We start from the raw sequence: 14,975 nt of genomic DNA on the forward strand, positions 1-14,975 counted from the left end.
ATTGATCAAGTTTCTTATCTATAATGAACTGGAAAACCTGCGAATTCATCTTAATTTATAGGAGGTTGTAAATGTCTAATCTGTCGCTGAAGCAGCAGTTGAGCCAGCAGCAGTTGACGATGGTGCAGAGCGAGTTGGAACACAAGAAAAAGTCGGTGGCCGTCGCCTACGTATTGGCCATCCTTCTGGGAAGTTTAGGCGCACACCGGTTTTATGTGAGGAAGACGGGCACGGCCGTCACTCAGCTGGTGCTCACTCTCCTCGGGTATCTGACCATGGTCATTTTGATTGGGTTCCTGCTTGTCGGCATCGTCGGGATCTGGGTTCTCGTCGATCTGTTTTTGCTCCATGGTTATGTAAAGCGTTTGAACGAGGAAATCGAACGGGATCTCATTCATCAAGTGATGAGCCAAAGCGCGTGAACGGGTCGATGAGGAAAAAAGATCGGAGGGCGGAACGATTCCGCCCTCCGCTTTAATTTTCATCGCATTTTAATAGTTGACCGCCCGGTAGGCGTTGATCCGCCCTTTGCTCCAGTAGGTCCCCGTTCCGGAGATCCGGTCGGCGGTGTTTTCGATGGCCGCCCGGATTTGCGATGCACTGCGTCCCTGAGCATCCAGGAGCCCGGCCAGTCCCGCCACGTGGGGCGTTGCCATCGAGGTGCCGGACAGGCTGGCGTAGCTGCTGCCCGTGTAGGTGGAGTAGATGTTCACCCCCGGGGCGGCGACATCCACCCAGCTGCCGTAGTTGGAGAAGGAGGCCTTGTTGTCGTTGCTGTCGGTGGCGGCGACGGCGATGGCGTTGCTGTAGTATGCCGGATAGGAGGGAAGGGACGTCCCGCTGTTACCGGCGGCGGCCACCACGACAACTCCCTTGTTCCAGGCGTAGTCCACGGCGTTTTTCAGGGTGGTGGCCCCGACCGAAGCACCCAAGCTGAGGCTGATCACGTCGGCTCCGCTGTCGGCGGCGTGGATGATCCCGTTGGCCACATCATCCAGGGTTCCGGATCCGCTGTTGTTTAACACCCGGACGGCATAGATGGTGGCGTTGGGAGCCATCCCGGCAATTCCCTGGGAGTTGTTGGTGACGGCGGCGGCGATTCCGGCACAATGGGTTCCGTGCCCGTTGCCGTCATACGGATCCCAGTCGTCATCCACAAAGTCGTAGCCCCGGACGACTTTTCCGGACAAGTCGGGATGGTCATATTGCACTCCCGTGTCAACGATGGCGATCCAGGTGTCGCTGCTGCTCCTGGTGACGTCCCAGGCAGCGGGAGCTTGAACCTTTTGGGGCCCCCACTGCCGGCTGGAGAAATAGGGGTCGTTGGGGGTCCACTGGATGGTGTAGATGTAATTGGGCTCCGCATATTCGACGTTGGGATTCTTCTCGTATTCCTTGACCGCTTGCTCCACGGATTTGTCTTCAACCTTTACGACATCAAAGCCCAGCTTCGTGTTGCGGGAGAGGAGCTTTGCCTGCCCATCCTGGTGGGCGGTTTTCATCGCGCTGGCTGATGTGCCCTTCTTAAATTTGACAATCACCTGGTCGGGGGCGTAAGCCGGCTTGTCCGCCTGAACGGCTGATTCGGCCCCGGCGGCTTGGGGTTGAATCAGGACGATAGCCAGCACCAGCGAGGCGACGATCGCCAACAATCGCTTCATAGAGGCATGACCTCCTCTGGAAGTGGGTTTTATCATTCACCCCGGAGGGGGAATGAACGGAGCATGAACGGGTTTTCCCGACGGCGGACGAACGGGAACTGTCGAAACCGTGTTGTCATTTCTTGAGCAGATCGTGGAAGCGAGCCGGTGGTAGGGAGGGGGTGCTGGTCCATGGAGGCGATGAGGAGAGCAGCGGAGGTGAACCGATCGTGAGGGTGGTGATGGGATGTGATGATGGACGTCGGGATGGAAATCTTTAAATGCCAATCAAATTCCAACAATTATTTTAATACAGACTAAAATAAAAATCAACAATTAACAGCGAAATTTATCGATGTTTTGCTGTAAAGCACTAAAATCCGAAAGACATATCTCCCGGCAATTCGATCCTGTGTGCGACGTGCTCGGAAAGAACGTCCTCTGTAGATTTTAGAAAGATCGGGGATCTTTCGGGAATTGCCGATTCGATTTCTCGGGTGTGAAAAACGGATTTTTTCCGGGTGTATAGAATTAAGAAAAAAGAAGTAATACCCGGGTGGGGTTTCGCATTCAGGCGAGAGAAGGGCGCGGGAAAGAGGGAAGAAAGGAAAACCGGAGGGAGAAATCTTTCCGTCCTCCGGTTTGCTTCACGGCGCATTTAATAGTTGACCGCCCGGTAGGCGTTGATCCGCCCTTTGCTCCAGTAGGTGCCCGTTCCGGAAATCGGGTCGGCGGTGTTTTCGATGGTCGCCCGGATTTCCGAAGCGCTACGACCCTGGGCGTCCAGGAGCCCGGCCAGTCCCGCCACGTGGGGCGTTGCCATCGAGGTGCCGGACAGGCTGGCGTAGCTGCTGTCCGTGTAGGTGGAGTAGATGTTCACCCCCGGGGCGGCGACATCCACCCAGCTGCCGTAGTTGGAGAAAGAGGCTTTGCTTTCATCGCTGTCGGTGGCGGCGACGGCGATGGCGTTGCTGTAGTACGCCGGATAGGCCGGTTGAGAGGAGCCGTCGTTACCGGCGGCGGCCACCACGACAACCCCCTTGTTCCAGGCATAGTCCACGGCTTCCTTCAGGGTGATGGAATCGTTGGGGCTGCCCAGGCTGAGGCTGATCACGTCGGCTCCGTTGTCGGCGGCATGGATGATTCCGTTGGCTACATTTTGCAGCGTGCCGGAGCCGCTGTCGTCCAGTACCCGGACGGCGTAGATTTTGGCATCGGGAGCCATCCCGGCAATTCCCCGGGTGTTGTTGGTGATCGCGGCGGCGATTCCGGCACAATGGGTTCCGTGCCCGTTGCCGTCATAGGGGTCCCAGTCGTTGTCGACGTAATCGTATCCCCGGACGACTTTTCCGGACAAGTCGGGATGGTCGTATTGCACTCCCGTGTCAACGATGGCGATCGAGGTGTTGCTGTCGCTTTTTGTCACATCCCAGGCGGCGGGAGCCTGGACCTTTTTGGGCCCCCACTGCAGATCGGGGAACAGGGAGTCGTTGGGCGTCCACTGGGTGGTGAAAATGTAGTTGGGTTCCGCGTATTCGACGTCGGGGGACTTTTCATACTCCTTAATCGCTTCTTCCACGGACTTGCCCTCGATTTTCACCACGTCAAAACCGATCTCTTTGTTGTGGAAGAGAAGATCCGTGTCCAACTCCAGATGGATGTTCAGGGTCAAACGGGGCTCGGCGTTTTCCTTGAATTTGACGATGACTTGATCAGGTGCGTAGGATAGCTTGTCCGATGAGCCTTCTTTTTCGGCTTCCGCGCCGGCCGATGGCGGATGGATCAAAACGAACGCCATGAATAGGGCGGCGGCCATTTTCCACAAGCGTTTCATGCGATACCTCCTCCGGGAAACCCTTTCGTTCATCCCTACGCAATGGAATGGGGATTTAAGGACTTGAAAAGAAATAAAAGATTTCTATCAAATAGAAAAACGTATGGAAGTACCGGCGGGTTTCGGGATCGATATTGGTATCTTATTCCGTTTTGTCTGAGCGGGGCGCGGAAAGGGGGGTTGGATGAGGAGGGCGGCGTTTTGGGATTTACAAAAAGGAACCTGATTTTCCAAACGGCGGTGTCGCGCCGGTGGAAAACCGGTTCCCGATCACAAATTCGGCCATGTTATTCGGTCACTTTGAGGAGGGCGACCGCTCCTTTTTGGGCGTGATGGAACTGGTGAGTCACGATGGGATAGATCCCCGCCTCTTTGACGGTGAACTCCACCACCGCTCCGCCGCTTGCCGGCAGCATGACGGTTTGCATGCCCCTCAAGCGGTTGTCGGGGTTTCCATCCCGGTACACGTCATCAAATACGGTTCCGACGACGTGGAACGAGCTCACGTGGTTGGGGCCGACGTTGTTTACGTAAATGCGGATTTTTTCCCCGACTTTGGCTTCCAGGGGCTTCTCTTTCAGGCTGTAGGTGGTGCCGTTGGTATTGGGATCTCCCTTTTTCAGGGCCTTGGTGGAGAAGACCACGTAATCGGGCTGGCCGTCGGTCATGTCATCCAGGTTGTTGTTGGCGTACCATTCGTTCTGGATCAGGGTGAATTCGCGGTCCACCTGTGGGTCGGTGGGATAGCCGTCCTTCGGCTTCACGATAATCACGCCGTGCATGCCGTTGGCGATGTGCTGAAGCACCGGATCCGTTCCGCAATGGTACATGAATACCCCCGGACTGCTGGCCTGATAGGTGAAGGTTTTACTCCGATTGGGCGCGATGTTGATGAACTTCTTGGATGGAGCCGCGTGGACGGCGTGGAAGTCCATGCTGTGGGGCATCGCGGGGTCAAGGTTTTTCAGGGTGAATTCTATCGTGTCTCCTTCCCTGACGACGATGAGGGGGCCGGGAGCTTGCCCGTTGAAGGTCCAGGCCTTGTAGGTCACTCCCTTGTCGATTTCGATGTCGGTCACTTGGGCGGTCATTTCGACTTTCACCCGATGAGCGCTTGTTCGCTCGATTTTGACGGGGGTGGGTTTCTGGTTGACGTCGCGGTGGGCGGGCATCACTTGATTCGCGGCATGGTCCGGAGAGGCGGTTTTTTCGGCGATGTCCGACTCGGAGGGGCTTCTGCAACCGGCCAACATACCGGCGGCGAGGACGACCGACAGAAGGGCGACGAAGGTTTTGTTCATCGCACACGACCTCCTCTTGTGATATTATTCACAATTAGATTCAGGGGATAAAGGTTTATTTATAGCCCCTTTCGCCTTCATCATAATTGAAACAATCAGCCTTATTGTGATACAGGACACAAATCCGCTTTTTCGTTACAAATCTTTCGAAGATTGGTCTTGATAAAAAACCCGCGGACATGCCGCGGGAAGAAACGGTGACATCGGTTTTTTATTTGATGGAATCTCCGTCCTTCACGGTGGAGGGACGCAGGCGGAAGAGCGATTTGACGGCGAACCATGCCAGTGGCAGCACGCCGAAGACGATGAAGATCGTGTCGGGAAGGATGCGCCACCACAGCAGCGTCCGAACGACGGGTTCCTGGTAGAATCCGGGGTCGCGGGCCGCCCAGAACCCGACCTGATAGGATTCGGCCAGCTGCAGGATTCCGACGGGGAGCAGCGTGATGAGAATCATGCCCGCCAAGCCGATGTTGAGCCCCCAGCAGGAGATCTTGAGGATGCGGTCGTTCCAGGCTTCCGGCTTGACGATGTTGCGCAGGGTGTAGAGCAAGACGGCGACGGCGAACATGCCGTAGACCCCCATCAGCGCTCCATGGCCGTGGGCCGGTGTCAGGAAGGAGCCGTGCTGATAGTACGACACCGCCGGGAGATTGATCAGGAAGCCGAGCACCCCTGCGCCGACGAGGTTCCATACGGCCGTGGAGATGAGGAACCAGAAGGCCGCCCGGTACGGAAAGGATACGCCGCCCTGTTTCATGATCCGGTAGTGTCCGTAGGCTTCCAGGATGAGCAGCGTGAGCGGGATCACTTCCAGCGCCGAGAACACCGCGCCGAGGCCGATCCAGATCTCCGGGGCGCCGATCCAGTAATAGTGGTGACCGGTTCCGATCACCCCGCTGCCGAGCAGGAGGATCAGCTGGAAGTACAAGGCGCGAACCGTCGATTTTTTGGTGACGAGCCCCATCTGCACGAGCAGGAAGCCGATGACGACGACGGCAAAGACCTCGAAGATGCCCTCCACCCACAGATGGATGATCCACCAGCGCCAGTAATCGGCGTAGGTGATGTTGCTGCCGGGGTTGAAGAAGAAGGCGAAGACGTAGAAGACCGGCACGGCGACGGCCGAGTAGAACAACAGGTGCACCAGGCCGCCCTTGTCCGTTTCCTCTTTCAACGTGCGGCGCAATCCGCGGTAGACGATGAACAGCCAGATGAACATGCCGATGGCCAGAATCACTTGCCACAGGCGTCCGAGCTCTAGATACTCCCATCCCTGATGGCCAAACAGGAACCACAGGTTGCCCAGGTATCCCTTCACACCCAGCCATTCGCCGATCATGCTGCCGGCGACCAGGATCACGAGGGCCCAAAACAGGAGGTCCGTCAGGAGACCCTGCCGTTTCGGCTCGCGTCCTCCGACGAGCGGAGAGATGTAAATTCCCATGCCCAACCAGGCTGTCGCGATCCAAAAGATGGCCAGCTGCAGGTGGTATCCCTTGGCGATGTTGAAGGGGAGGATGTCGGCGATCCAATCCAGGCCGAAGAAGGAATCCGGTTCAATGTAATAGTGGGCGAGCAGCGCCCCGAACATCACCTGGACGAGGAACAAAACCGCCACGACGGCGAGATATTTGCCGGTTTTGCGCTGGCTCGGGGTGATCGGCAGGGCTTCCAGGTTGTAGCGTGGGAATCGGCCTTCGGAGTAGGCCTCTTGCATATCCAGCTTGTAGCGATGGTAGAAGTAGAGGATGAGCGCAGTGAAACCGATCAGGAGGGCCGTGCTGGCTGCGCTCCACCAGATGGATGCGAAGGTCATCGCGTTGCCCGCATCTTCGTCATAGGGCCAATTGTTCGTAAAAGTATGGGTTTCGCCCGGGCGGTTGACGCTGGAAAGCCATGCGGTCCAGAAGAAAAAGTCGGCGATTTGCGTCAGCTGATCCCCCTCCGCCACCCAGGCGCGGCCGGTATCCGGCATGTGCTCTTCCCGGATCAGGCCCGGCAGAATCCCGCGTCCATCCCCCTCCGTGAAGACGGTTCGGTAGTGCTTTCGCACCTTCTGAAGGGCGTGTACCTGGGCGTCGGTGAGAGTGAGGATGTCGGCATCGGGATCGTACCGGTTGACCTTGATTTCTTCTTTCACCTTTTCTCTAATGAGGGATTTTTCCGATTCGTTCAACCGGGCGAAGGGCTTTCCAAAATCCTGTTTGGCATGGTAATCCTGCATCTCCGTGACGACGATGTGAAGCGCCTCCGTGGTGTAGTCCGGACCCAGATAGGAACCGTGACCGAGCACCGATCCGTAGTCCATCAACCCGTATTTCTGGTAAACGGCCTGACCGCCCTTGATCTGCTCGGCGGTGGTGATCACGTCTCCCGAGGGGCTGATCACCTTCGCAGGGCGGGGGGCCATCGATTCATAAACCCAATATCCCCCGACGAGGAGGACGGTGAAGCTGACGATGAGCGTGACGATCAGAATCTGCTTCAACAGGTTCCCCTTAACCGTCGAGGTTTTCTGAGGGGATGTTCGAAGCTTCGATTTCATCCCGTCTTCCTCCCATCCTTTGGTTTTAGGGCGATTCCAGTATAGGATGAGACGGAAGGGATACTTGTGACTCCCGTCACAAGTTTTAACGTGTTAACCGATTTGACACTTGTTGTTCAAGGATGACGCCCCGGATTTGACACAATTCACAGTCGGGCTCGCAGGTACGCTTACAATGGCAGAGGACCCCGGCTGCGCCTTCTTCAGGATGAAGGGGGAACCGACGCCGGAGTTGCGATTGTCTGTGGAGTAAAGGTCGGGATGGTCGGGAGGTGTTGGTGCTTGGTGACTCGTCCGATCCGCATTCGCCTGCGCACCGTTCCGGTGGGAACCGATCTCGCCGTGTTGATCACCGGCGGTCGGGAGCACATCGGGGCGGTGGCCACGGCTTATCGGGAGGGGGACCGGGTCAAGGTGGAAACGCACGTCCTTCCGGGGCATCGGGAGGGGGATTTGGCGGCGGAGACGGCCCGCATGGCGGCTTTATCCCTGAAATGCACCGTCACCGTTGCCATGGGGATTCACCAGGACGAGGCGACGCGGGAGGAAATCGACGAGATCGTCAGGACGGTGCGCCGGTTGATGGAAGAAGAGCTGAGGCGCAGAGCATGTGGAGGGGCGGAGGGGCGTTCATGACGGGAGAGCAGGAGATATCTTCCGGGAAGGGAGACGGGAGCCGTCGCTTTCGTTTCGCCTGCCTTCCTGTTTTCATCGGGATTCGCGCCGGTGTGATGTTCGTCACGTTTTTCGTGGCGCCTCCTTCCTAAAATAAAGGCAAACGAGACAAGGAGGGAAGGGTGATGGATATCGGACCCGGCTGTGGGATGATGGGTTTCGCTGAAGCCTCCGGTCCCCTCTGCGCAGGCTTGGAACGGTTGAAAAGAGAACACCCGCCGCTTTTGAAGCAGATGGAGGAGTTGGCGGATTCGGCCCGAGGGTTCGCTGGCGATGCCGGAAGCGGGGGATGGAAGGAAGCCCTGCGCTCCCTGGAGGAACAGGTTCGTTCCTTCACGGCCGAGTTGGATCTCCACTCGAAGCGGGAGGAAGATGTCCTGTTTCCGATGATGGCCAAATATATCGGACGGGAGACGGGGCCCATCGCCGTGATGGAATACGAACACGAGCAAGCCAAGGCGCGCCTGTCCGAGTTCCTCTCCGAAGTGGAGAAGTTCGACGAGTCCGCCGGGGCGGATGCCGCCCGGAGGATCGCCGGTGAGGTGGAGACGGCCGTGCAGATCTTGACGGACCATTTTATGAAGGAGGAGAACGTGCTCTTTCCGATGGCGGAGCGCATCCTGTCCGATGCGGAAAAGGAAGAGCTTCTGGAGAGGGTTCAGGCGATTTGACTGCAAGGAAAGCGGCGCATGCCGTCGAGGATGCGCCGCTTCAATTTTTTGACGGGGAATCTCGGAAATTCAGATGATACATACGTTTCCGGGGCAGCGGCCGTCACAGTGGCACAGCTTTCGGAGGCGGTTCAGATCGTGGATGATCAGCCTGCCGGACCGCATGCTGAGGATGTGTTCCCTTTTCATCCGGCTCAGCATGCGGTTGACGCTTTCCCGGGTGGCGCCGATGAAGTTGGCCAGATCCTGGTTGGTCAGCCGCATGGGGATCAGGATGCCCTCCTCCGTCCTTTTGCCGCAGGTGTTGCAGAGGCGGATCAGGGTGGAGGCGAGCGCCCCGGTTTTGCCGTATACCAGGAGATCGCGCATTTTGGTCTCCAAAATCCGCTGGTTGACGGTGAGCCACTGGATGAACCGGATGGCCAGGTCGGGGTGGCGGAGCAGCAGGGCCTCCAATTCCTCCTTGTGGATGACGCCGAGGAACGCATCCGTCAAGGTGACGGCGTTGCTCCACTGGAAGGGGGACGGGAGCGTGCAGGGATCACCGACCAGGTCTCCGGCGTACTTGAGGGAGAGCGCGATTTCCTCCCCGCTTTCGGTGTTGTTGAAGATCTTGACGATCCCCTCATGGATGAAGTAGAGATAATCGGCTTGTTCTTTGTCCTGGAACAAGTTGATGCCGCTGTTCACCCTTTTGGAGGTCATCAGTGAGCTCAACCGCTTCAGCTGCTCCGGTTGGAAATAGTCGACAAACCGATGGGCGGACACCGCGGAAGTCATGGGGAATCCTCCTCTCCGTTTGCGCAGGAAGCGGAATGGTGAAGGTTTTGCGAAACTGTGATATTTGTCACGATGAAGGGGTGAGTCCTGGGTTACGATGAGAACAGAACAAACCCCGAGGCACGGCGGGATGCTCATTTTGAAGACTGGAGGAGTCTGCGATGAAACCGATCCTTCCGAGGGAACATGGCGGATGGGCCATGGTATCCGTCCCCTTTCTCCTTGGCATGTTCGTGGGTGGGCCCAAATGGTTGCATCTTCCGCTGTTTTTCGGATGGATGCTGTTTTACCTGGCGGCCTATCCCTTCCGCCTGGCGCTGATGCGGCGGAAAGATCGGCGCAATTTTGTCCGTTGGGCGCTGATTTATTGGGCCCTGGGGATGGTTTTCCTGATCCCCCCGCTCCTTTGGGAGCCTTCGCTGTTATGGGCGGGCCCCGTGCTGGCCGCGTTGTTCTGCATCAACGGGTGGTACGCGTACCGGCGAAACGAGCGTTCCTTCGTCAATGACCTGTGCGCCATTCTCGCCTTTTCGGTCGGCGGTGCGGCCGCCCACATGGTCGGAGCCGGGAGTTGGGACGCCATGGCCCTGTGGGTTGCGGTGCCGTGTATCCTGTACTTTTTGGGGAGCGTCTTTTTTGTCAAGTCGGTGTTTCGGGAGCGCAAAAACGAAAGATGGCTGATCGCCTCAAAGGGATATCACCTGCTGCTCCTGATCCTGACGGCTCTCCTGGAGCCCTGGTTCGTCCTGCCCTACGCTTTTTCGGCCTTCAGGGCCTTCTTGTGGGGCGGAAAGACGATCCGTCCGATGAAGGTGGGAATCATCGAGATCGTCGGATCGTTGCTCTTCCTCGTCCTTTCCATCATCGCTTTTTCCGCCACTCGTCCGCCCACGATTTGAGGGCTTCCACATCCTTGAGGACGATATGGTTGCGGTTCATTTCCAAAATGCGCTGGCGGCGCAAATCGTTGAGCATGCGGTTGACGCTCTCGCGGGTGGTTCCCGCCATGCTGGCCAGGTCCTGGTGTGTGACGGGGAGCCGGAGCACCACCGTTCCGTCCTGGGTTGTTCCGTGGGTTTCGGCCAGCCGCAGGAGGATGGCGCAGATGCGGTGGCGCACATCCTGGTAGGTGAGTTCCTGCAGCTTTTCTTGCAGCTCGCGGATTTTTGCCCCCAAAACCCGCAGTACCTTCACCGCGATGGTGGGAGTGGACAGCAAAAGCTGCTCGAAGGATTGGATGGGAATCGCGAAGACGCGGGTGGGCTTGACGGCTTCGGCGTTGGCGGGGTAGGGGCTCTGATCGAAGAATCCCGTGTGGGGGAACATGTCCCCCTTGGCCAGCAGGGAGACGATCTGCTCATGTCCGTTGGCATCCACCTTAAAGGCTTTGACGAGCCCGTCGACGATGAAATAGACGGCTTCGCGCGGGCTTCCCTCCGCGAAGATGAGCGATTTCTTCGGGTAGGAGCGCGGGATCGCGATGGAAGCGATCCGTTCCAGCTCTTCGTCGGTGAGATCCAGAAACAGCGGCACATTGCGGAGAAGAGGGACCAATTGAGACAAGTCCATCACCTCGATGGATCAAAATTGGGACAACCGCCCGACCGGGGGCTGTGCCCGGCGATGTCGCAAATCTTCCGCTAAGACCTGATGTCCGCAAAGACTTGATGTCCGCTCATGACGGAGTGTTTGGTTTCATTGTACCCCAACGATTCAGGGGAGAGTGTGACGAACTTCATACTGTTTTTCCAAAGACTTTGTTACGTTGTGAACAAACAGGATTTCCCGTTTCGGTCCCGCCGGGACGGGAAAACAGGGCGTCGTTATCCCTTTCATAAGGAGGAATCCCTTTTGATTGACTTTCACCAATCTCCCTTTCTGGTCATCTGGGAAGTGACTCGTGCCTGCGCCCTCAAATGCCTCCATTGCCGGGCCGAGGCGCAGTATCGTCGGGATCCCCGCGAGTTGACGACGGAAGAGGGGAAAGCCTTGATTCGCGAGATTCGCGATTTGGGCGCCCCCCTGCTGGTCTTCACCGGCGGCGATCCGCTGATGCGGGAGGACCTCTTTGAGCTGGCCGAATACGCCAAAGGGCAGGGGCTGATCGTATCGCTCACGCCCAGCGCCACCCCGCGGGTGACGGAGAAAGCGATGCGCCGGGCGATGGAGGTGGGGCTCGACCGATGGGCCTTCAGTCTCGACGGATCGACGGCGGAGATCCATGACGCCTTCCGCGGCACGTCCGGATCCTACGACCTGACCATGCGCGCCATCGGCATGCTGCGCAAGCTCGGGATGCCGCTGCAGATCAACACCACCGTCAGTCGCTACAATCTCGACGATCTGCCCGACATTGCTCGCCTGCTCGAAGAGATGGGCATCGTGCTGTGGAGCGTCTTTTTCCTCGTGCCCACCGGCCGCGGCAAGGCGGACGACATGATCACCGCGGAGGAGCATGAGCGGGTGTTCCACTGGCTGGCCGATCTCTCCGGGCGCGTCCCCTTTGACATCAAGACGACGGCGGCGCCTCCCTACCGCCGCGTGATAATGCAGCGGGAGAAAATGAAGAGCGGTCCGGGAGCGGCGGCCGGTGCTCCTCCCTGGGTGGCCGGGCGCCAACGGCAGTTGCGGGCACCGCGCGCCGTCAACGACGGCAACGGTTTCGCCTTCGTTTCCCACATCGGCGATGTGTATCCCAGCGGCTTTTTGCCGATCGCCTGCGGGAACGTGCGGGAGCGCTCCCTCACGGAGATCTATCGGACGCACCCGACCTTTGTCTCCCTGCGCGATCCGGAGCGGCTGAAGGGAAAGTGCGGGGTGTGCGAGTTCCGTTCCGTCTGCGGGGGATCCCGGGCCCGTGCTTACGCCGTGACCGGCGATCCCTTGGAGAGCGATCCGACCTGCGCCTATGTGCCCCGGGAGTGGTCGAAGCGGGCGGCCAGTTCTTCGTAGAGGGAGGCAACCGGGCCGATCGCGTCGCTCCGTTCGGGGTTTGACGGGTTTCCGCCGGAGGAATGGATAAGTGTGACGGTCGAATCCCTTGGTTTTTGCAGCTGTTGTCTCAGGTTTCTTGAACGGAATGGTCGTTTGAGTTCGCCCCACATTTCCAAAGGGGGGAATCCGGGATGAAATTGCTGGCCGTGACCGCTTGTCCGGTAGGGATCGCGCACACGTACATCGCCGCCGAAAAGCTGAAAAAGGCGGCGGATGAAGCGGGCCATACCATCAAAGTGGAAACCTGGGGATCCATCGGCGTGGAAAACGCCTTTACACAGGAGGAGATTGAGGAAGCGGACGGGGTGATCCTGGCGGCGGACAAGGATGTGGACAAAAGCCGCTTCCGGGGAAAGCGGGTGCTGGAATGCTCCGTTCAGGATGCGATCCACCGCCCGGAGGAGTTGATCCGGCGATTGGTCGACGGAGAAGTTCCCGTCTTCGGGGCCCCGGAACGGGAAGAGCCGAAACGGGAGGAGTCGCCGGTTGAAAAGGCCGAATCCGGTCGTTCCTTTTACCGCCACCTGATGAACGGCGTTTCTTACATGATCCCCTTTGTGGTGGTGGGCGGTTTGTTGATCGCCCTGTCCCTCGGCTTCGGGGGAAAAGCGACGCCGGAAGGGTTTGTGGTGCCCGACGATTCCATCTGGAAGCCGGTTCTGGCAGTGGGCGAAACCGGATTTTTGTTCATGGTGCCCATCCTGGCCGGATATATCGCCTACAGCATTGCCGACCGTCCGGGTTTGGCACCCGGCATGATCGGCGGCTACATTGCGGCCGACGGGAGCTTTTATGGCAGCGAAGCGGGGGCGGGATTCATCGGGGGGATCATCGCCGGGTTTCTCGCGGGCTATCTGGCCAAAGGCATCCGTTCAATACCGGTGCCCAAGGTGATTCAGCCCATCATGCCCATCCTGGTGATTCCGCTGGTCACGTCCCTTCTGACGGCTCTCCTGTTTATCCATGGGATCGGCGCCCCCATTTCCGGGATCATGTCGGCGATGACCGAGTGGCTCCACGACATGCAGGGGGCCGGCAAAGTGGCGCTGGCTTTGGTCCTGGGAGCGATGATCGCCTTTGATATGGGCGGTCCGATCAACAAGGTGGCCTTTTTGTTCGGAGCGGCGATGATCGGGGAGGGACAACCCTTCATCATGGGGGCGATCGCTCCGGCGATCTGCACCCCTCCTCTCGGAATGGGGCTGGCCACGCTGCTGGCCAAGAGGAAATATTATCCCGAGGAATGGGAAGCGGGCAAGGCCGCCCTGGCCATGGGGATGGTCGGCATTACGGAAGGGGCGATCCCCTTTGCATCCCGCGATCCCCTCCGCGTCATTCCGAGCATCATGATCGGTTCCATGGCGGCGTCAGTCATCGCCATGTTGGGAGGCGTGGCCGATCACGTTCCCCACGGGGGGCCGATCGTGGCCTTGTTCCAGGCCGTCGATCATGTCCCGATGTTTTTCGTCGCCATCCTGGCGGGGACCGTCGTGACGGCATTCTTGGTGAACGCCTTGAAGAAAAACGTCTAGCATCAGAAACCCGGCCGAAATACGGCCGGGTTTTGAATGCCATCCTTGCTCACGATTTTTTCGGAGGGTGGTCGAGGATCTTGTCGATGATCCCGTATTCCTTGGCTTCCTCCGCGCTCATGAAGTAATCGCGGTCCGTATCCTTCTCGATTTTTTCCAGCGGTTGACCGGTGTGTTCGGACAGCAGCTTGTTCAGGCGGTCTCTCATGCGCAGGATCCGCTTGGCCCGGATTTCGATGTCCGAAGCCTGTCCTTCCGCTCCGCCCAGGGGCTGGTGAATCATCACTTCGCTGTTGGGGAGGGCAAAGCGTTTTCCCCTGGCCCCTGCGGAGAGCAGGAAGGCACCCATGGAAGCGGCCAGTCCGACGCAGATGGTCTGCACGTCGGGTTTGACGTGTTGCATCGTGTCGTATATGGCCATGCCCGCGCTGATGGATCCGCCGGGGGAATTGATGTACAGGTAAATGTCCTTTTCCGGATCTTCGGCGGCCAGGAAGAGGAGCTGGGCAACCACGAGGTTGGCCACCTGATCGTTGATGGGGGTGCCCAAGAGGATGATCCGGTCCTTGAGAAGGCGGGAGTAGATATCGTAGGATCGTTCGCCGCGACTGGTTTGTTCAATGACGATGGGAATCATTGTGGACATGGGTTGCTTCCTCCTTGGATGGCAGGGTTGAATGAGGCTGTGACAAACCCTGCATGTGAGGGGCCGCCCCTTCGCCCCGTCCGGGGGCGCCGGGCGGGATGTTTCGTTTCACCCCGCTTTGTCATCGCCTCACTATCATCATATCCCCAAAGATCAAAAAAGGTCAAGATTCAATTGGAACAAAACGACAAACGGCAGCCGATTCATCGGCTGCCGTTTTGCTCCAATGTGGTGCGCCTACCAGGATTCGAACCTGGGCACCTGGTTCCGGAGACCAGCGCTCTATCCCCTGAGCTATAGGCGCATGCTGTGTTTGCCAGCGACAGAGTATATTATAACGGGTTGCGAGAGAAA

The 14,975-nt window shown here is 58.3% G+C and carries 14 protein-coding genes and 1 tRNA gene; 7 read left to right on the forward strand and 8 right to left on the reverse strand.

Annotation, left to right across the window (positions count from 1 at the left end; translation table 11 throughout):
* Positions 1-71: 71 nt before the first annotated feature.
* Positions 72-422: a TM2 domain-containing protein gene (locus CLV97_RS05580; RefSeq protein WP_146130415.1), complete on the forward strand. Its 351-nt coding sequence runs from the start codon at positions 72-74 to the stop codon at positions 420-422.
* 69 nt (positions 423-491) lie between these two features.
* Here CLV97_RS05580 and CLV97_RS05585 read toward each other — a convergent pair whose 3' ends face one another.
* The 4 genes from CLV97_RS05585 to CLV97_RS05605 form a co-directional block, all read right to left on the reverse strand.
* On the reverse strand, positions 492-1,661 hold the full coding sequence (locus CLV97_RS05585) for a S8 family peptidase (RefSeq protein ID WP_106344538.1): 1,170 nt from the start codon (positions 1,659-1,661) through the stop codon (positions 492-494).
* 637 nt (positions 1,662-2,298) lie between these two features.
* Positions 2,299-3,474: a S8 family peptidase gene (locus CLV97_RS05595; protein WP_146130416.1), complete on the reverse strand. Its 1,176-nt coding sequence runs from the start codon at positions 3,472-3,474 to the stop codon at positions 2,299-2,301.
* A gap of 287 nt (positions 3,475-3,761) precedes the next feature.
* Positions 3,762-4,775 (reverse strand): multicopper oxidase domain-containing protein, encoded by a 1,014-nt coding sequence (locus CLV97_RS05600; protein ID WP_106344540.1) that lies wholly within the window; start codon positions 4,773-4,775, stop codon positions 3,762-3,764.
* Positions 4,776-4,986: 211 nt separating this feature from the next.
* Positions 4,987-7,323 (reverse strand): nitric-oxide reductase large subunit, encoded by a 2,337-nt coding sequence (locus tag CLV97_RS05605; protein ID WP_106344541.1) that lies wholly within the window; start codon positions 7,321-7,323, stop codon positions 4,987-4,989.
* A 285-nt stretch (positions 7,324-7,608) separates the two neighbouring features.
* On the opposite strand from CLV97_RS05605, the gene lpdD reads away from it, so the two are divergent.
* From lpdD to CLV97_RS05615, 3 genes are read left to right on the forward strand one after another with little or no spacing between them, the layout of a single operon-like run.
* On the forward strand, positions 7,609-7,959 hold the full coding sequence (lpdD, locus tag CLV97_RS05610; protein WP_245891391.1) for a prenylated flavin chaperone LpdD: 351 nt from the start codon (positions 7,609-7,611) through the stop codon (positions 7,957-7,959).
* Positions 7,956-8,090, forward strand: a complete 135-nt coding sequence (locus CLV97_RS18765) for a hypothetical protein (RefSeq protein WP_281257586.1) — start codon at positions 7,956-7,958, stop codon at positions 8,088-8,090. The genes lpdD and CLV97_RS18765 overlap by 4 nt, the downstream gene beginning before the upstream one ends.
* A 33-nt stretch (positions 8,091-8,123) precedes the next feature.
* The gene (locus CLV97_RS05615) at positions 8,124-8,669 is read left to right on the forward strand and encodes a hemerythrin domain-containing protein (protein WP_245891384.1); all 546 of its coding nucleotides are present in this window, start codon (positions 8,124-8,126) and stop codon (positions 8,667-8,669) included.
* Positions 8,670-8,738: 69 nt separating this feature from the next.
* Here the strand turns inward: CLV97_RS05615 and CLV97_RS05620 are convergent, their stop codons facing one another.
* A complete protein-coding gene (locus CLV97_RS05620; protein ID WP_170070372.1) occupies positions 8,739-9,449 on the reverse strand; it encodes a Crp/Fnr family transcriptional regulator in 711 nt (236 codons plus the stop codon).
* Positions 9,450-9,610: 161 nt separating this feature from the next.
* Between CLV97_RS05620 and CLV97_RS05625 the strand changes: the two genes are divergently transcribed.
* A complete protein-coding gene (locus CLV97_RS05625; RefSeq protein WP_106344544.1) occupies positions 9,611-10,348 on the forward strand; it encodes a YwiC-like family protein in 738 nt (245 codons plus the stop codon).
* Here CLV97_RS05625 and CLV97_RS05630 read toward each other — a convergent pair.
* Entirely contained in the window at positions 10,311-11,018 is a 708-nt protein-coding gene (locus CLV97_RS05630) for a Crp/Fnr family transcriptional regulator (protein ID WP_106344545.1), read from the reverse strand. The two genes, CLV97_RS05625 and CLV97_RS05630, sit on opposite strands and share 38 nt — an antisense overlap.
* A 282-nt stretch (positions 11,019-11,300) precedes the next feature.
* Between CLV97_RS05630 and CLV97_RS05635 the strand changes: the two genes are divergently transcribed.
* Both CLV97_RS05635 and CLV97_RS05640 read left to right on the forward strand, forming a co-directional pair.
* Positions 11,301-12,401 carry a TIGR04053 family radical SAM/SPASM domain-containing protein gene (locus CLV97_RS05635; protein ID WP_106344594.1) on the forward strand — a complete coding sequence of 367 codons (1,101 nt, stop codon included), beginning with the start codon at positions 11,301-11,303 and terminating at the stop codon, positions 12,399-12,401.
* Between the two features lie 173 nt (positions 12,402-12,574).
* Positions 12,575-13,975 (forward strand): PTS fructose transporter subunit IIC, encoded by a 1,401-nt coding sequence (locus CLV97_RS05640; RefSeq protein WP_106344546.1) that lies wholly within the window; start codon positions 12,575-12,577, stop codon positions 13,973-13,975.
* A 49-nt stretch (positions 13,976-14,024) separates the two neighbouring features.
* Here the strand turns inward: CLV97_RS05640 and clpP are convergent, their stop codons facing one another.
* A complete protein-coding gene (gene clpP, locus CLV97_RS05645) occupies positions 14,025-14,621 on the reverse strand; it encodes an ATP-dependent Clp endopeptidase proteolytic subunit ClpP (protein ID WP_106344547.1) in 597 nt (198 codons plus the stop codon).
* A gap of 229 nt (positions 14,622-14,850) precedes the next feature.
* Positions 14,851-14,925, reverse strand: a tRNA-Arg gene (locus CLV97_RS05650).
* Positions 14,926-14,975 lie beyond the last annotated feature (50 nt).

Source organism: Planifilum fimeticola (assembly GCF_003001905.1).
In the GTDB taxonomy this organism is placed as follows: domain Bacteria; phylum Bacillota; class Bacilli; order Thermoactinomycetales; family DSM-44946; genus Planifilum; species Planifilum fimeticola.

What these genes read in the sequence shown, in the direction of transcription:
- CLV97_RS05580 (WP_146130415.1), top strand. Translation starts at nt 72, where the DNA reads ATGTCTAATCTGTCGCTGAAGCAGCAGTTGAGCCAGCAGCAGTTGACG.
- CLV97_RS05585 (WP_106344538.1), bottom strand. Translation starts at nt 1,661, where the DNA reads ATGAAGCGATTGTTGGCGATCGTCGCCTCGCTGGTGCTGGCTATCGTC.
- CLV97_RS05595 (WP_146130416.1), bottom strand. Translation starts at nt 3,474, where the DNA reads ATGAAACGCTTGTGGAAAATGGCCGCCGCCCTATTCATGGCGTTCGTT.
- CLV97_RS05600 (WP_106344540.1), bottom strand. Translation starts at nt 4,775, where the DNA reads ATGAACAAAACCTTCGTCGCCCTTCTGTCGGTCGTCCTCGCCGCCGGT.
- CLV97_RS05605 (WP_106344541.1), bottom strand. Translation starts at nt 7,323, where the DNA reads ATGAAATCGAAGCTTCGAACATCCCCTCAGAAAACCTCGACGGTTAAG.
- CLV97_RS18765 (WP_281257586.1), top strand. Translation starts at nt 7,956, where the DNA reads ATGACGGGAGAGCAGGAGATATCTTCCGGGAAGGGAGACGGGAGCCGT.
- CLV97_RS05615 (WP_245891384.1), top strand. Translation starts at nt 8,124, where the DNA reads ATGGATATCGGACCCGGCTGTGGGATGATGGGTTTCGCTGAAGCCTCC.
- CLV97_RS05620 (WP_170070372.1), bottom strand. Translation starts at nt 9,449, where the DNA reads ATGACTTCCGCGGTGTCCGCCCATCGGTTTGTCGACTATTTCCAACCG.
- CLV97_RS05625 (WP_106344544.1), top strand. Translation starts at nt 9,611, where the DNA reads ATGAAACCGATCCTTCCGAGGGAACATGGCGGATGGGCCATGGTATCC.
- CLV97_RS05630 (WP_106344545.1), bottom strand. Translation starts at nt 11,018, where the DNA reads ATGGACTTGTCTCAATTGGTCCCTCTTCTCCGCAATGTGCCGCTGTTT.
- CLV97_RS05640 (WP_106344546.1), top strand. Translation starts at nt 12,575, where the DNA reads ATGAAATTGCTGGCCGTGACCGCTTGTCCGGTAGGGATCGCGCACACG.
- clpP (WP_106344547.1), bottom strand. Translation starts at nt 14,621, where the DNA reads ATGTCCACAATGATTCCCATCGTCATTGAACAAACCAGTCGCGGCGAA.